The organism is Caballeronia sp. ATUFL_F1_KS4A, from assembly GCF_023630905.1.
Taxonomy (GTDB): domain Bacteria; phylum Pseudomonadota; class Gammaproteobacteria; order Burkholderiales; family Burkholderiaceae; genus Caballeronia; species Caballeronia zhejiangensis.
Genome location: NZ_JALQEB010000015.1, coordinates 51565 through 67191, shown reverse-complemented (window position 1 = coordinate 67191; position 15627 = coordinate 51565). Strand labels below are relative to the sequence as shown.

Below are 15627 nucleotides of genomic sequence, written 5' to 3'. Positions count from 1 at the left end.
AACTTGGCAAAGACGCGGATTTTGCTTTAAAATCCGCGTCTTGCTTTTACCTGACCGGCCCGTGCACCCAAATTAGGGTGCAATAGAAGAGCTGGACCAAAACTCGTTAAAGGAACTGAAATGCGTCATAAGCATGGTCTGCGGAAACTGAACCGCACGAGCAGCCATCGTCTGGCAATGCTCCGCAATATGTCGAACTCGCTGATCGAGCACGAAGTCATCAAGACGACGCTGCCGAAGGCCAAGGAACTGCGCAAGGTCGTCGAGCCCCTCATCACGCTGGGCAAGAAGCCGTCGCTCGCGAACCGTCGTCTGGCGTTCAACCGCCTGCGCGATCGTGATTCCGTCGCGAAGCTGTTCGACGTCCTCGGCCCGCGCTACGCGAACCGCCCGGGCGGCTACCTGAGCATCCTGAAGTTCGGTTTCCGCGTCGGCGATAACGCCCCGATGGCGCTGGTCCAACTGATGGATCGCCCGGAAGTCGAAGAGACGGAAGAAGTGCAAGAAGCGGAATAAATCCCGTTTTCGATTGTTAGCAGAAAGGCCAGGCTTAGAGCTTGGCCTTTTTGCTTTCTGGCTGCGACATTTCAGCGCGCCGAGGCGTAAAAGTGAGTGTCAGCCGCCGATGCTACGATACGCAATTAACCTCTCGGAGCACGCCGAGTGAACGTCCCCGTCGTTTTGATGCTGTCCACGCTGCCCGACGCCGCCGCAGCCGATGCGCTCGCGCAAGCGGCGCTGGACGCGCGGCTCGCGGCGTGCGTGACGAATCTCGGCGCCGTGTCGTCGCAATATCACTGGAAGGGCGTGCTGGAGTCGTCGCAGGAAGTGCAGTTGTTGTTCAAGACGAGCGTCGCGCGCAGCGCAGAATTGCAGCGCTTCGTCGAGGCTCGACATCCGTATGAAACGCCCGAAATCCTCGTCTGGCAGGTCGATGCATCGCCGGGATACGGCCAGTGGGTCAACGCAGAAACGCAGCGTCTTCTTCATGTTTGAGTTTTCTCGCCTTGTCACGCGGCGACTTTTCGGCGCGTTTCTCTTCCTGGCGGCGTTCGCGCTGCTGTCGGGCGCCGCGCGCGCAGCCGACGATTTCCTCGATCCCGACGTCGCGTTCAAATTCAGCGCATCCGAAAAGCCGGGCGAAGTGGACGTGCGCTACAAGATCGCCGACGGCTACTACATGTACCGTGAGCGTTTCGCGTTCGCGGTGAAGAGCGGCGACGCGACCATCGGCGCGGCGCAACTTCCGGCGGGCAAAGTTCATTTCGATCAGACGTTCAACAAGGACGTCGAGACGTATCGCGGCGAACTGATCATCCGTATTCCGGTGACGAAAGCGAACGGGCCGTTCGAGCTCGCGGTGACGTCGCAGGGTTGCGCGGATGGCGGCATCTGCTATCCGCCGATGGAGAAGGCCTATCGTGTGCGCGGCGACGCGCTCCAGCCCGCGGGCGCGGCACCGACCGCGACGACGAGCGCAAACACCGGCGACACCTGGTTCGAGCGCGCGACCAGCGCCGACTACGCGCAATCGATGCTCGAGGGCGGCGGATTCTTCACAGTCGTCGGACTCTATTTCCTTGCCGGCATGGTGCTGAGCCTCCTGCCATGCTCGTATCCGATGATCCCGATTCTGTCCGCGATCATCGTCGGCGAAGGCGCGCGTGTGACGCGTTCGCGCGGATTCGCATTGTCGGTTTCGTACGTGATCGGCATGGCGCTCGTCTATACCGCGCTCGGCGTCGCTGCCGCGTTGATCGGACAAAGCCTCGGCGCGTGGCTGCAGAACCCGTGGGTGCTCGGCGCGTTCGGCCTGCTGCTCGCGGCGTTCGCCATCGCGTTGATCTCGGGCGTCGATATCGCGCTGCCCGCGCGCTGGCAAGCGGGCGTCAACGAAGCATCGCAGAAGCGCAGCGGCGGCAAGTTCGCGGCAGTCGCGGCGATGGGCGCGCTGTCCGCGCTCGTGGTCGGCGCGTGCATGACTGCGCCACTTTTCGCGGTGCTCGCGTTCATCGCGCACACCGGCAACGCTGCGCTCGGCGGCGCCGCGCTCTTCGCAATGGGCATCGGACTGGGCGTGCCGCTGCTCGTCATCGGGCTCGGCGCGGGTTCGGTTCTGCCGCGCGCCGGTGCGTGGATGGACGGCGTGAAGGTCTTCTTCGGCGTCGTGCTGCTCGCGGCCGCGCTGTGGATCGTCTGGCCGGTCATCGGCGGCGTTGCGCAGATGCTGCTCGCGGCGCTATGGCTGCTGATCGCGGCGGCATCGCTCGGATTGTTCTCGTCGGGCGCGGCGGCGCCTGTCGGTGTGTGGAAGCGGCTCGGGCGCGGGCTCGGAGCGGCACTCGCGATCTGGGCGGCGACGCTGCTCGTCGGATTGGCGGCGGGTTCGACAGATCCGCTGCGCCCGCTCGCCGTGCTGGCTTCCCGCAGCGAGCCGTCGGCGAATGCGCGATCGCAGGGCCTGATCTTCGCGCCGGTGCGTTCATCGGCGGAACTGGACTCGGCGGTCAAAGCGGCGGCGCGTCCCGCGATGCTCGATTTCTACGCGGACTGGTGCGTGTCGTGCAAGGAAATGGAGAAGCTGACTTTCTCCGACGCCCGTGTGCAAGCGCGCCTCGCGCAACTGAATCTTCTGCGCGCGGACGTGACCGCCAACAACACGAACGATCAAATTCTCCTCAAGCGCTTCAAGCTTTTCGGGCCGCCGGGAATCATCTTCTTCGATGCGCAGGGCAACGAAGTCGCGCGCGTGGTCGGGTATGAATCGGCGGATACGTTCCTGAAGAGTCTCGATAAACTGAACGGATAAAAAAAGGGCGATGCACTCGCATCGCCCTTTTGGCGCTTACACGGAAGCGCGAATGATCCGCGCCGCATCCAGCGCGAAGTACGTCAGCACGCCGTCCGCGCCCGCGCGCTTGAACGCGAGCAGCGCTTCCATCATGACCTTGTCGTGATCGATCCAGCCGTTCTGCGCGGCCGCCTTGATCATCGCGTACTCGCCGCTCACCTGATACGCGTACGTCGGGAAGCGGAACTCGTCCTTCACGCGCCGCACGATGTCGAGGTACGGCATGCCCGGCTTGACCATCACCATGTCCGCGCCTTCCTCGATGTCCATGCGCACTTCGCGCATCGCTTCGTCGGAGTTGGCCGGGTCCATCTGATACGTCATCTTGTTGCTCTTGCCGAGATTCGCTGCGGAACCGACGGCGTCACGGAACGGGCCGTAGAACGCCGACGCGTACTTCGCCGCATACGCCATGATGCGCGTGTGGATGTGGCTTTCGCTTTCGAGCATCTCGCGGATCGCGCCGATGCGCCCGTCCATCATGTCCGACGGCGCGACGATATCCACGCCCGCTTCAGCTTGGGTGCGCGCCTGCTCGACGAGAATTTCGCTCGTTTCGTCGTTCTTCACGTAGCCTTCTTCGTCGAGCACGCCGTCCTGGCCGTGGCTCGTGTACGGATCGAGCGCGACGTCGGTCAGCACGCCGAGCATCGGGAAGTTCTTCTTCAGCTCGCGCACGGCGCGCGGAATGAGACCGTCCGGATTCGTGGCTTCGCGGCCATCGGGCGTCTTGATCGACGGTTCGATCGCCGGGAACAGCGACAGCACCGGCACGCCAAGTTCGACGCATTGCTCGGCGACTTTCATCAGCAAATCGACGGACGTGCGCTCGACGCCGGGCATCGACGGCACGGCCTGCCGCACATTCGTACCTTCGACGATGAACACGGGATAGATGAGGTCGTTCGTCGTGAGGATGTTTTCGCGCATCAGACGGCGCGAGAAGTCATCGCGGCGCATCCGGCGCGGGCGATGGTGAGGATAGAAGCTCATATTTCGACTCGAATTTGGGTGGTCTTCAGGGGAGGTCGAAAACGTGTTCCGAGACGCCTAAACCCTTGCCGAACAAGCACTTGGCTGCGTCTGAAACCGCTTTGAGACAATGGTATATCATACCGATCGAGCGAGGCGCTTGCCGCCGGACTCCCCGCTTCTCCTCCCTGAGCGGGTGCCTGTCGTTATTCGATTAGGCTATTAACCCGCCGTTATGCGGCGGGTTTTTTTATGCCGGCGCGCACGCGCCGCGCTCACTCGGCTGCGTCTTCTGACGCGTTTTCGCCGGCTTCTTCCGGTATCAGCCAGCTTTCGATCTGTTCGTGAGCCTCGTCGATGCCCGTCCGTTTGAGCGCCGAAAAGAGCTGCGCCGTAAGTTCGCCGCGATAGCCCGCGTCTTTATATTCGGCGAAGGATTTCTTGGTCGCACGCAGAGCGTTCGTCATCTCCTGTCGCGTCAATTTGTCGCATTTGGTGAGCAGCGCGTGAATCGGTTTTCCGGTCGGCGCGAACCAGTCGATCATGATGCGATCGAGGTCGGTGAGCGGCCGGCGCGAATCCATCATCAGGATCATGCCGCACAGTTGCGCGCGGCTTTGCAGGTACGTCGAAAGCAGCCGCTGCCAATGTTCCTTCGCGGCGCCCGGCACTTCGGCGTAACCGTATCCGGGAAGGTCGACGAGATAGCCGACCGGCGCGGCTTCCGGACCGACGGAGAAGTAATTGATGTGCTGCGTGCGCCCCGGCGTTTTACTCGCGAAAGCAAGCCGCTTCTGATTGCAGAGGATGTTGATCGCCGTCGATTTACCGGCGTTCGAGCGCCCCGCAAAAGCGATTTCGGGTTGCGGCGTCGGCGGCAGATCGCGCAGATGGTTGACGGTCGTGAAGAAGCGGGATTGATGAAGCAGGAATGACATGGGCGGGTCCAATCGAAAGCGCTGCGAAAACCGAAGCCTTGAGAACCCGGCAAATACTGGGCATGCCCCGACTGGCGTCTTTGCGTATAGCGGGTTATTGTACAATACGACGGATTTTTAAAGATCAGCGGGCACGCAAGACCCAAGCCGCAGGCGGCACCCACAAGGAGCGAGACAGTTTTCAGAGGCATACTTTTGGGCCTCTTCGTTCAGCGAGTTCGGGTATCTTGCGGCGATGATCGGTCGCCGTCGTTTTTTGCAGAACCTCACATTCTCACAAGACGAAAAACAGGGTACGCGAATGAACCGACTGTACAGGTCTCTGGTGGTGATTCGGGCAGCGGCGGCTTTCGGTGCAGGTTTGAGCGGTCTGGCGGTATCGATGTCAGTGAGTGCGGCGGAGCCCGCGCAAGCGGCCAAGCCGGATGTGACGCGAGGCCAGGCTATCGCGACTCAGGTGTGCGCGGCGTGTCACGCGGCAGACGGCAACAGCGCCGGCGCGGCATTTCCGCGGCTCGCGGGGCAGCACGCCGAGTACATCGTCAAGCAGTTGAAGGATTACAAGACGCAGCCGGGCGCAAAGGCACCGGCGCGCAACAATCCGATCATGGCGGGCATCGCGGGCGCGCTATCGGATCAGGACATGGTGAACGTCGCGGCGTACTTCGCGTCGCAGAAGGCAAAGCCCAATTACGCGCGCGACAAGAACGACGTCGCGTTGGGCCAGAAGATCTACCGCGGCGGCATCGCGGACAAGGGCGTGCCGGCGTGTGCGGCGTGCCACGGCGCGACGGGCATGGGCATTCCGGTGCAGTATCCGCGGCTGTCGTGGCAGTGGGGCGATTACACGGTGGCGCAGTTGAACGCCTTCGCATCGGGACAACGCAACAACAGCGAGCCGATGCACCAGATTTCCTCGCGCCTGAACGAAGCGGAGATGAAGGCGGTCGCCGACTACATCGCCGGTTTGCATTGAACGCATAGCAGTCAGCGTCCAGCGGTTCTCCATGCAGAGACGGAGAATCGCCCATACTACGAAGCCGGTCCCGGACTATCCGAGAAGACCGGCGCGAAAACAAGAAAAGGGTGGGACGTCGGTCGACAAAGACCGCCAGCGTCTCCACCCTTTTTTGCTGTCCAGCCGGAGTTTGAATGAGCGTCACCACATCGGGTTTGCAGTCGAAGTCGAGCCGTCGGGCCATCAGGCATTTCGTCGAACTCGTCAGTTCGATGCGCTTCGCCATCGCATTGCTGGTCATTCTGGCGATCGCGAGCATCATCGGCACGGTGCTTACGCAGGACGATCCGTATCCCAACTACGTCAATCAGTTCGGCCCGTTCTGGGCGGACATCTTCCGTGGCTTGAGCATCTACACCGTGTACAGCGCATGGTGGTTCATGCTGATCCTGATTTTCCTCGTGATCTCGGTGTCGCTGTGCGTGATCCGAAACAGCCCGAAGATGATCGCGGACATCAAGAGCTGGAAGGATCGCGTGCACGAAGGCGGGCTGCGCGCGTTCCATCACAAGGGCGAGTTCACGGTCACGGCCGATCGCGCGCAGACCGCCGCGACGCTCGAACGCCTGTCCGCGAAGATGGGCTACCGCTTCAAGACGCGCGAGACCGACAACGGCGCGACGCTCATCACCGCCAAGCGCGGCGCGATGACCAAGATCGGCTATATCTCGGCGCATCTGGCGATCGTCGTGATCTGTATCGGCGGTCTGCTGGACAGCAATCTGCCCATCAAGCTGCAGATGTGGATGTTCAACAAGACGCCGATCAACAGCAACGCCGTCATCAACGACATTCCGCGCGAGCATCGTCTTTCAACGTCGAATCCGACTTTCCGCGGCTACGCATGGGTGCCCGAAGGGCAGTTCGTCGGCACGGCGATACTGAATCAGCAAGACGGCTCGATCATTCAGGACCTGCCGTTCTCGATTCAGCTCAATAAGTTCATCGTCGATTACTACTCGACCGGCATGCCGAAGCTCTTCGCGAGCGATATCGTCGTCATCGATCACAAGACAGGCAAGCGCATTCCGGCGCGCATCGAAGTGAACAAGCCGTTCACGTATGACGGCATTTCGATCTATCAATCGAGCTTTCAGGACGGCGGCTCGAAACTCGAAATGACCGCCTGGCCGATGACCGGCGGCAGCGCGAAGACCGCGCCGTTCAGCGGGACGATCGGCGGCACGGCGCCCATCGGCGCGCAGTTCGCGGGCGCGCAGGGCGAGACGGTCGAGTTCACGGATTTCCGCGCGATCAACGTCGAGAACATGACCGACGGCAGCGGCGCGCCCGACGCGCGCGGCGTCAGCAAGAAGGAAACGCTGCGCGATGCATTCGACGAGCGCCTCGGCTCAGGCGCCAAAACGTCGAGACCGACGGATCTGCGCAATATCGGCCCGTCGGTGCAATACAAGGTGCGCGGCACGGACGGCCAGGCGCGCGAATACAGCAACTACATGGTGCCCGTGGACGTGAGCGGCCAGCGTATGTTCCTCGCGGGCATGCGCCTGAGCCCGAACGATCCGTTCCGCTATCTGCGCATTCCCGCCGACGATCAGGGCACCGTCAAACAGTGGATGGACCTGCGCGCCGCGCTCGCGACGCCGGCGACGCGCGCCGAAGCCGCGCATCGTTTCGCGTTGCGTTCGGTGCCGCAGGAAAACGGTGAACTGCAGAAACATCTGGAGGAAAGCGCCGTCCGCGTGCTGAATCTTTTCGCAGGCGCCGATGAAACCGGCAAGGCGACGACGAATCCGCAGATGATTGGCGGTTTCCAGAGCATCGCGATGTTTATCGACAAATCGGTGCCGAAGGGCGAGCAGGAGAAAGCCGCCGGCCTGCTGATGAGGATGCTCGAAGGGGCGATGTGGGACGTATGGCAGATTTCCCGAGAGCAAAACGGCCAGCCCGCGGCTAAAGTGGACGATAAGAACGCCGCGTTCGTGCAATCGTCCATCAACGCGCTTTCCGACAGCTTTCTGTACGGTTCGCCGGTCTTTCTGCAACTGGACAACTTCAGGCAGGTGCAAGCTTCGGTATTCCAGTTGACGCGCGCGCCGGGTAAAAATCTGGTGTATCTTGGCAGCCTTCTGCTGGTCGTCGGCATTTTCGCGATGTTTTACGTGCGCGAACGCCGGCTCTGGTTCTGGCTCAAAGATGCGGGCCAGGGCGGCGCGAGCGTGCTGATGGCGATGTCCACCGCCCGCCGCACGTTCGATTTCGAGAAAGAGTTCGTGCGTACGCGCGCGCAGATCGCAGCGGCGCTCGGCGTGAAGCCGGAAGTACCGGCCGATCCGTCCCCGGCGCAAAACGCGCACCGGCATTCGCAAACCGAGACCCCGAGCTCGGAAGTTTCAACACGGTAAGATCATGGACCTCACACAGACTTCCTCCCACGCCTCCGCCAAGACGGAACGTCCGGCATCGGGGCTTCCCGATGTCGCCGAGTTCGACGATCGTCCGTTCCTGCGCAGGCTCACGCTGATCGACTGGCTCTTCGCCCTCGCGATGGTCGCGGGCGCGGGTTTCGCGCTGAACCGCTATCACGCGTACATGGACGTGTACGACACGGCCGTGCTGGTCGGCGCCGTGCCGACGTTCGTCGTGCTCGGCTGGCGCTGGAAACCGGTACGCCTGCTGATCGCGTTGATCGCGGTGTTGTCGCTTTTCTCGATCCAGCTCTATCAGCACGACCTCGCTCGCGCCGACACGAACTTCTTCCTCAAGTACTTCCTGTCGAGCCAGTCCGCGATCTTGTGGATGAGCGCGCTCTTCATCCTCGCGACGCTCTTCTACTGGATCGGCCTTGCGACGCGCTCGCAGACGGGCGGCGCGATCGGCTCGCGCATGACGTGGGTCGCGGTGCTGATGGGCTTCACCGGCCTGATGGTGCGCTGGTACGAGTCCTACATGATCGGCTCGGACGTCGGCCATATTCCGATTTCGAATCTGTACGAAGTCTTCGTGTTGTTCTGCCTCATCACGTCGCTGTTTTATCTCTACTACGAGCAGCATTACTCGACGCGCGCGATGGGCGCGTTCGTGCTGCTCGTCATCAGCGCGGCGGTCGGTTTCCTGATGTGGTATTCGATCGCGCGCGATGCACAGCAGATTCAGCCGCTCGTCCCCGCGCTGCAAAGCTGGTGGATGAAGATCCACGTTCCGGCGAACTTCATCGGCTATGGCAGCTTCGCGCTATCGGCGATGGTCTCCGTCGCGTATCTCGCGAAGCAGCGCGGTTTCATGGCGGACCGCCTTCCGTCGCTCGAAGTGCTCGACGACGTGATGTACAAGTCGATCGCCGTCGGCTTCGCGTTCTTCACCATCGCGACGATCCTCGGCGCGCTGTGGGCGGCGGAAGCGTGGGGCGGCTACTGGAGCTGGGATCCGAAGGAAACCTGGGCGCTGATCGTCTGGCTGAACTACGCCGCGTGGCTGCACATGCGCCTGATGAAAGGCCTGCGCGGCGCCGCCGCCGCATGGTGGGCGCTGACGGGCCTGATCGTCACGACCTTCGCGTTCCTCGGCGTCAACATGTTCCTTTCGGGCTTGCATAGTTACGGCAAGCTCTGATCGGCAGCGTCGAATCGAAAAAGACCGCCATGCGTGACGAGCGCTGGCGGTTTTTTTTCGTTTTGCGGTGGAATACTGGCATCCAATCTGCTGTTTTCTCCGTACAAGAATGAACGGAAGGAGTCACGCTTCATGTGGATCAAACAAGGCCGTAATCTGTACGGCGATGACATTGCGAGTCACGAAATCACGCCGCGCGACGTGTTCGAGAATCGCCGGCGCACGCTTCGTTCGCTCGGCGCGCTTGCCGCGACAGGACTCGCCGGCGCGAGCGGCCTCGCCCACGCGACGCTGACATCGCCCGACGCCAAAGGCCAGAAGCTGGCCGCGACGACCAACCCGAAGTTCGTCGCGCTCGACAAGCCGACGCCGTTCAAGGACATCACGAGCTACAACAACTTCTACGAGTTCGGCACCGACAAGGACGATCCCGCCGCCCACGCCGGCACGCTGCGTCCGCGGCCGTGGAAAGTGTCCGTCGAGGGCGCGATCAAGAATCCGAAGGTCTACGACATCGACGACATTCTCAAGCTCGCGCCGCTCGAGGAACGCGTGTACCGGCTGCGCTGCGTCGAAGGCTGGTCGATGGTGATTCCGTGGATCGGCGTGTCGTTGTCGGAGCTCATCAAGCGCGCCGAGCCGACGGGCAACGCGAAGTACGTGCAGTTCATCACGCTGGCCGATCCGTCGCAGATGCCGGGACTTTCGACGCCGATCCTCGAATGGCCGTATTCCGAAGGTCTGCGCATGGACGAGGCGATGAATCCGCTCACGCTGCTGACCGTCGGCTTGTACGGCGAAGTGCTGCCGAATCAGAACGGCGCGCCGGTGCGTGTCGTCGTGCCGTGGAAGTACGGTTTCAAGAGCGCGAAATCGCTGGTGAAAATCCGCTTTGTCGAGAAGCAGCCGCCAACGAGCTGGAATCTCTACGCGCCGAGCGAATACGGCTTCTTTTCGAACGTGAATCCGAATGTCGATCATCCGCGCTGGAGTCAGGCGACCGAGCGGCGCATCGGCGAGGACGGTTTCTTTCAGCCGAAACGCAAGACGCTCATGTTCAACGGCTACGGCGATCAGGTCGCGTCGATGTATGCCGGCATGGATCTGAAGAAGAACTTCTGAACGATGTCGTCCGCTTCCCAGATCAAAAGCGCGCGCGTCGCGACGGGACCGCGATGGATCGTTCCGGTCAAGATCGTCGTGTTCGTCGCGATGCTGTTTCCGCTCGCACGTCTCGTGCTGCTCGGCGCGACGGGCGGCCTGGGCGCGAATCCGATCGAATTCATCACGCGCTCGACCGGCCTCTGGACGCTCGTGTATCTGTGCATCACGCTCGCGATCACGCCCGTGCGCCGCCTGACGGGCGTGACGGCGCTCGCGCGCTTTCGCCGGATGATCGGTCTCTTCGCGTTCTTCTTCGCCGTACTGCACTTCACGACGTACATCTGGTTCGACAAATGGTTCGATGTCGCCGCGATGCTGAAGGACATCGGCAAGCGGCCGTTCATCACGGTCGGTTTCGCGGCGTTCGTGCTGCTGATTCCGCTCGCGGTCACATCGCCGAAAGCGATGGTGCGCAAGCTCGGCCGTCGCTGGCAGACCTTGCATCGCGCGATCTATCTGATCGCCGCGCTCGCGATCCTGCATTTCTGGTGGATGAAGGCGGGCAAACACGATCTCGAACTGCCGAAGATCTACGGCTCGATCGTGATCGTGCTGCTCGGCTGGCGCGTGATCGCCTGGCTCAAAGCGCGACGCGCATAAAAAAAGCGATGCTTGTCAGGGCATCGCTTTTTCGTTCGAAGCGCGGCGCTTCAGTCCGGCAGAATCGATTCGCCGGCGAACAGCTGCTTCACTTCCTCACGCTCGCGCACGAGCCGCGCGCGTTCCCCATCGACCATGATTTCGGCGGCGCGCGGACGCGTGTTGTAGTTTGAGCTCATCACGAAGCCGTACGCGCCCGCCGAGCAGATCGCGAGCAGATCGCCGGGCGCGATGGACAGCTCGCGATCGCGTCCGAGCCAGTCGCCGCTTTCGCATACCGGACCGACGACATCGTATGTATGCGCTTTCTCGTCGCGCTTCACGACCGGCACGATGCGATGAAACGCCTCGTACATCGCGGGACGCGCGAGGTCGTTCATCGCGGCATCGACGATGGCGAAGTTCTTTTCCTCGCCCGGCTTCAGGAACTCGACGCGCGTCAGCAGCACGCCCGCGTTGCCGACGAGCGAGCGCCCCGGCTCGAAATACACTTCGCGCTGACCGTGGCCGCGCTTCTCGATGTGATCGAGCAGCGTCTTCACGAACACGCCGATATCGGGCGGCGTTTCGTCGTCGTAGGTGATGCCGAGACCGCCGCCGACATCGACGTGACGAATGCTCATGCCGTCCGCTTCGATCTGCTCGACGAGTTCGAGCAGCTTGTCGAGCGCGTCGAGATACGGGCTGATTTCGGTGATCTGCGAGCCGATATGGCAATCGATGCCGACGACATCGAGATTCGGCATGGCATGCGCTTGCGCGTACGTCGCGCGCGCATCGCTGAACGCGACGCCGAACTTGTTCGACTTGAGGCCGGTGGAGATGTACGGATGCGTTTTTGCATCGACGTCGGGATTCACGCGCAGCGAAACCGGCGCTTTCTTGCCGAGCGACTTCGCGACTTCGTTGAGCGCGTGCAACTCGGGAATCGACTCGACGTTGAAGCACTTGACGCCCGCTTCGAGCGCCTCGCGCATTTCGGCCGCCGTCTTGCCGACGCCCGAAAACACCGTGTTCTCCGCCTTGCCGCCGGCCGCGAGCACGCGCGCGAGCTCGCCCGACGACACGATGTCGAAGCCCGCGCCCATGCGCGCGAACACGTTGAGCACCGCGAGATTGCTGTTCGCCTTCACCGCGACGTGCACCGTTGCCTTGCGGCCGGCGCAGGCATCGGCGTAAGCGTGATAGGCGCGCGTGAGGGCATCGCGCGAATAGACGTAGAGCGGCGTGCCGAACTGGTCCGCGAGCGACGCGGCTGAGACGCCTTCGACGTGCAACACGCCGTCGACGTAGTGGAATGCGGAATCACTCATGCGTGGAATCGAAAGTGCGCCACGAAGGCGTTAAGGCTCGAGGATCAGTAAGCGGACGACGCGGCTTTCGGCGCCGATGCACCATTGGGACTGGTTTTGAGATCGGTCTCGGGCGAAAGCGAGAGCGGCTGTCTCGATGCCGTTTCGCTGTCCGGAGCGACGTTCGAAGGCGGCGTATTCTGGAGGTCGTTGGGACGTTGCGGCAGCGGCGGCACTCTTGGCAGATACAGCGGACCGCGTTGCCCACAACCGCCGAGCGAGAGCGTTGCCGCGGCGCCGATGCTCAAAGCCGCTACAATCGCGCTCATCTTGAAAACGACTCGCATGACCGTCCCTATACGTTTAATCGATGGAGTTTAGCATGACAGACCAGGAATACCTGACGCTGGCGGAGGCCGCGCTGACGGCCATCGAGCGCTCGGTGGACAACGCCGAAGCGGACATCGAATTCGAGCGCAGCGGCAATGTGCTCACGCTGGAATTCGAGAATCGCACGAAGGTGATCGTCAACTTGCAGCCGCCGAAGCACGAAATCTGGCTCGCGGCGAAGGCGGGCGGATTCCACTACAAATACGTCGACGGCGCCTGGCGCGACACGCGCGACAACAGCGAATTCTTCGCGACGCTGAGCAAATATTCGAGCGAGCAGGCCGGCGAGCCGATCCGCTTCAAGGCATAAATCGAGGCGTAAAAAAAACGAGCGGCCTTTCGGTCCGCTCGCTTTGCTTTGCAGGGGCCGGGTTACTGCCCCTTGAACAGATTCATGATGTCCTGCTTTTCCTGCTCGCCAACCTCGGGCGCGGGCGCAGTCACGCCTGACACGCCTTCCTGCGGCGGCGCCTGGCTCACACCGATCGTTGCGACGAAGCCGCGGCCCGGCGTCATGTCGTCGTAGTACAGCTCGTTGCCGAGCGACGTGATATCGGGCGGCATCATCGGCTTGTACTCGGGCACGCCCTTCAGCGCGCGGCCCATGTAATCCATCCACACCGGCAGCGCGAGACCGCCGCCCGTTTCCTTGTCGCCGAGGCTGCGCGGATTGTCATAGCCGATCCACGCGATCGCCACGAGCGTGCGCTGATAACCGGCGAACCACGCATCGCGCGAATCGTTCGTCGTGCCCGTCTTGCCGGCCAGATCGCCGCGCTTCAGTTGATTCGTCTTCGCGCCCGTGCCGTGCTGCGCGACGCTCTGCAACAGGCTGTTCATCACGAAAGCGTTGCGCGGCGTGATCGCGAGCGGCGCGCTTTGCTGCGCGACGAGCGGCTGCGGATGCGACACGACGCGCCCGTACGGATCGGTGATATCGGCGATCAGATACGGATTCACACGATATCCACCGTTCGCGAACACCGCGTAACCGGCTGCCATTTGCAGCGGTGTGACGAGGCCGGCGCCGAGCGCCATCGGCAGATAAGCGGGATGACGGTCCGCATCGAAGCCGAAGCGCGTGATGTACTGCTGCGCGTACTTCGTGCCGATATGACTCAGGATGCGGATCGACACCATGTTCTTCGAGCGCTGCAACGCGGAGCGCATGGTCATCGGGCCGTCGAAGCCGCCGCCGTAGTTCTTCGGCTCCCACGCCTGGCCGCCCGTCTCGGCGGCGCTGAAGAAAAGCGGTCCGTCGTTGATGATCGTCGCGGGCGAGAGACCCTTTTCGAGCGATGCCGAATAGATGAACGGCTTGAAGCTCGATCCCGGCTGGCGCCATGCCTGCGTGACGTGATTGAACTTGTTCTTGTTGAAGTCGAAGCCGCCGACGAGCGCACGGATCGCGCCGTCCTGCGGCACCATCGACACGAGCGCGCCTTCGACTTGCGGCAATTGCGTGATGATCCAGTCGCCGTCGTCGTCCTTCATGAGACGCACGATCGCGCCCGGACGAATGCGCGAGTTCGGCTGCGCGCGCGACGAGAGCGCGAACTGCACGAAACGCAGATCGTTGCCGCTGATGGTTGCCGTGTTGCCGTCGATGAAGCTCGCCTTCACTTCCTTCGGACTCGCCGACGTCACGACCGCCGCGACGATCTCGCCGTTGTCGGGATGCTCGGCGAGCGCATCGTCGATGGCCTGCTCGCGGTCATCCGCGTTCGCCGGCAGATCGATGTAACCTTCCGGCCCGCGATAGCCGTGCCGGTGCTCGTAATCCATCAGGCCCTTGCGCACCGCGCGATACGCGGCGTCCTGGTCGGCGGAATCGATCGTCGTCACGACATTCAGGCCGCGCGTGTACGCTTCTTCGCGGTATTGCGCGTACAGCATCTGACGCACCATTTCCGCGACGTACTCGGCGTGCACGCTGAATTCGCGGCCCTGTCCCTTCACGACGAGCGGCTGCTGCACGGCCTGCTCGTACTCAGCCTGCGTGATGAAGTTCAGCTCGCGCATGCGTTGCAGGATGTAATCTTGCCGCACCTTCGCGCGCTTCGGATTGACGACCGGGTTGTACGCCGAGGGCGCTTTCGGCAGACCCGCGAGCATCGCCGCCTCGGCGAGCGAGACGTCCTTCAGATCCTTGCCGAAATAGACCCGCGCCGCGCTCGCGAAACCATACGCGCGCTGCCCGAGATAGATCTGATTCATATAGACCTCCAGAATCTGATCCTTCGTCAACGCGCGCTCGATCTTGTACGCGAGCAGCATTTCATAAATCTTGCGCGTGTAGGTCTTCTCGCTCGACAGGAAGAAATTGCGCGCGACCTGCATCGTGATCGTGCTCGCGCCTTGCGACGCGTGGCCGTTGGTCAGGGCGACCGAGCCCGCGCGCAGAATGCCGGTGAGATCGACGCCGCCGTGATCGTAAAAGCGCGCGTCTTCGATGGCGAGCACGGCTTTTTTCAGATGATCGGGCACGTCCTGAATGCGCACGACGCTGCGGCGCTCTTCGCCGAATTCGCCGATCAGAACGTGATCGGCCGTGTAGATGCGCAGCGGCACCTTCGGCTTGTAATCGGTGAGCGCTTCGAGCGACGGCAGGTTCGGCATCGCAACGACAAGCGCGTAGCCGAGCACCAGACCCGCGCAGACGACGAGCGCGAAAACGCTGACGAAAAATCCGAGCATGAGCCTCGCCCACCATGGGCGTTTGGCTTTTTTCGGCTTCTCGGGCGGCGTGGACGGCGGGTTGGACGGGGAAGAGGATTGCATAGCACCACCAAAAACAGTCACGCGATTATAGCTGCCCGGGTTTCGGAC

14 protein-coding genes are annotated in these 15627 nt (G+C 62.3%); 9 read left to right on the top strand and 5 right to left on the bottom strand.

What is annotated here, in order from left to right:
- Positions 1-120: 120 nt before the first annotated feature.
- From rplQ to dsbD, 3 genes are all read left to right on the top strand, one after another.
- Positions 121-516 (top strand): 50S ribosomal protein L17, encoded by a 396-nt coding sequence (gene rplQ, locus NCS03_RS12795; protein WP_008344047.1) that lies wholly within the window; start codon positions 121-123, stop codon positions 514-516.
- A 168-nt stretch (positions 517-684) separates the two neighbouring features.
- Positions 685-996, top strand: coding sequence for a divalent-cation tolerance protein CutA (gene cutA, locus NCS03_RS12790; protein WP_250529240.1), 312 nt, complete (start codon positions 685-687; stop codon positions 994-996).
- Entirely contained in the window at positions 989-2809 is a 1821-nt protein-coding gene (gene dsbD / locus NCS03_RS12785) for a protein-disulfide reductase DsbD (RefSeq protein WP_250529239.1), read from the top strand. Before cutA ends, dsbD begins: the two co-directional genes overlap by 8 nt.
- Before the next feature lie 36 nt (positions 2810-2845).
- Here dsbD and hemB read toward each other — a convergent pair whose 3' ends face one another.
- A complete protein-coding gene (gene hemB, locus NCS03_RS12780) occupies positions 2846-3844 on the bottom strand; it encodes a porphobilinogen synthase (protein WP_008344053.1) in 999 nt (332 codons plus the stop codon).
- 254 nt (positions 3845-4098) lie between these two features.
- Positions 4099-4761, bottom strand: a complete 663-nt coding sequence (gene yihA, locus NCS03_RS12775) for a ribosome biogenesis GTP-binding protein YihA/YsxC (protein ID WP_008344055.1) — start codon at positions 4759-4761, stop codon at positions 4099-4101.
- 301 nt (positions 4762-5062) lie between these two features.
- Between yihA and NCS03_RS12770 the strand changes: the two genes are divergently transcribed.
- From NCS03_RS12770 to msrQ, 5 genes are all read left to right on the top strand, one after another.
- Complete coding sequence (locus tag NCS03_RS12770) at positions 5063-5737, top strand: c-type cytochrome (protein WP_239295394.1); 675 nt, start codon at positions 5063-5065, stop codon at positions 5735-5737.
- 176 nt (positions 5738-5913) lie between these two features.
- Positions 5914-8145, top strand: a complete 2232-nt coding sequence (locus tag NCS03_RS12765; protein ID WP_250529238.1) for a cytochrome c biogenesis protein ResB — start codon at positions 5914-5916, stop codon at positions 8143-8145.
- Between the two features lie 4 nt (positions 8146-8149).
- Entirely contained in the window at positions 8150-9352 is a 1203-nt protein-coding gene (gene ccsB, locus NCS03_RS12760; protein WP_008344060.1) for a c-type cytochrome biogenesis protein CcsB, read from the top strand.
- A 132-nt stretch (positions 9353-9484) separates the two neighbouring features.
- Positions 9485-10474, top strand: a complete 990-nt coding sequence (gene msrP, locus NCS03_RS12755) for a protein-methionine-sulfoxide reductase catalytic subunit MsrP (protein ID WP_175983045.1) — start codon at positions 9485-9487, stop codon at positions 10472-10474.
- A 3-nt stretch (positions 10475-10477) separates the two neighbouring features.
- Positions 10478-11116: a protein-methionine-sulfoxide reductase heme-binding subunit MsrQ gene (gene msrQ, locus NCS03_RS12750; protein ID WP_008344065.1), complete on the top strand. Its 639-nt coding sequence runs from the start codon at positions 10478-10480 to the stop codon at positions 11114-11116.
- Between the two features lie 50 nt (positions 11117-11166).
- Here the strand turns inward: msrQ and lysA are convergent, their stop codons facing one another.
- The gene (lysA, locus tag NCS03_RS12745; protein WP_175983046.1) at positions 11167-12429 is read right to left on the bottom strand and encodes a diaminopimelate decarboxylase; all 1263 of its coding nucleotides are present in this window, start codon (positions 12427-12429) and stop codon (positions 11167-11169) included.
- Positions 12430-12473: 44 nt separating this feature from the next.
- On the bottom strand, positions 12474-12755 hold the full coding sequence (gene lptM, locus NCS03_RS12740) for an LPS translocon maturation chaperone LptM (protein ID WP_008344068.1): 282 nt from the start codon (positions 12753-12755) through the stop codon (positions 12474-12476).
- A gap of 35 nt (positions 12756-12790) precedes the next feature.
- Here lptM and cyaY point away from each other — a divergent pair, with 35 nt between their 5' ends.
- Positions 12791-13108: an iron donor protein CyaY gene (gene cyaY, locus NCS03_RS12735; RefSeq protein WP_008344070.1), complete on the top strand. Its 318-nt coding sequence runs from the start codon at positions 12791-12793 to the stop codon at positions 13106-13108.
- Between the two features lie 62 nt (positions 13109-13170).
- On the opposite strand, the gene NCS03_RS12730 is transcribed toward cyaY, so the two are convergent.
- Positions 13171-15579, bottom strand: a complete 2409-nt coding sequence (locus NCS03_RS12730; protein ID WP_250529237.1) for a penicillin-binding protein 1A — start codon at positions 15577-15579, stop codon at positions 13171-13173.
- Positions 15580-15627 lie beyond the last annotated feature (48 nt).

Excerpts from the sequence above, each read along its gene's own strand:
- NCS03_RS12765 (WP_250529238.1), top strand. The coding sequence starts at position 5,914 with ATGAGCGTCACCACATCGGGTTTGCAGTCGAAGTCGAGCCGTCGGGCC.
- NCS03_RS12730 (WP_250529237.1), bottom strand. The coding sequence starts at position 15,579 with ATGCAATCCTCTTCCCCGTCCAACCCGCCGTCCACGCCGCCCGAGAAG.
- ccsB (WP_008344060.1), top strand. The coding sequence starts at position 8,150 with ATGGACCTCACACAGACTTCCTCCCACGCCTCCGCCAAGACGGAACGT.
- dsbD (WP_250529239.1), top strand. The coding sequence starts at position 989 with ATGTTTGAGTTTTCTCGCCTTGTCACGCGGCGACTTTTCGGCGCGTTT.
- cutA (WP_250529240.1), top strand. The coding sequence starts at position 685 with ATGCTGTCCACGCTGCCCGACGCCGCCGCAGCCGATGCGCTCGCGCAA.
- hemB (WP_008344053.1), bottom strand. The coding sequence starts at position 3,844 with ATGAGCTTCTATCCTCACCATCGCCCGCGCCGGATGCGCCGCGATGAC.
- lptM (WP_008344068.1), bottom strand. The coding sequence starts at position 12,755 with ATGCGAGTCGTTTTCAAGATGAGCGCGATTGTAGCGGCTTTGAGCATC.
- msrP (WP_175983045.1), top strand. The coding sequence starts at position 9,485 with ATGTGGATCAAACAAGGCCGTAATCTGTACGGCGATGACATTGCGAGT.
- NCS03_RS12770 (WP_239295394.1), top strand. The coding sequence starts at position 5,063 with ATGAACCGACTGTACAGGTCTCTGGTGGTGATTCGGGCAGCGGCGGCT.
- rplQ (WP_008344047.1), top strand. The coding sequence starts at position 121 with ATGCGTCATAAGCATGGTCTGCGGAAACTGAACCGCACGAGCAGCCAT.
- yihA (WP_008344055.1), bottom strand. The coding sequence starts at position 4,761 with ATGTCATTCCTGCTTCATCAATCCCGCTTCTTCACGACCGTCAACCAT.
- msrQ (WP_008344065.1), top strand. The coding sequence starts at position 10,478 with ATGTCGTCCGCTTCCCAGATCAAAAGCGCGCGCGTCGCGACGGGACCG.
- cyaY (WP_008344070.1), top strand. The coding sequence starts at position 12,791 with ATGACAGACCAGGAATACCTGACGCTGGCGGAGGCCGCGCTGACGGCC.
- lysA (WP_175983046.1), bottom strand. The coding sequence starts at position 12,429 with ATGAGTGATTCCGCATTCCACTACGTCGACGGCGTGTTGCACGTCGAA.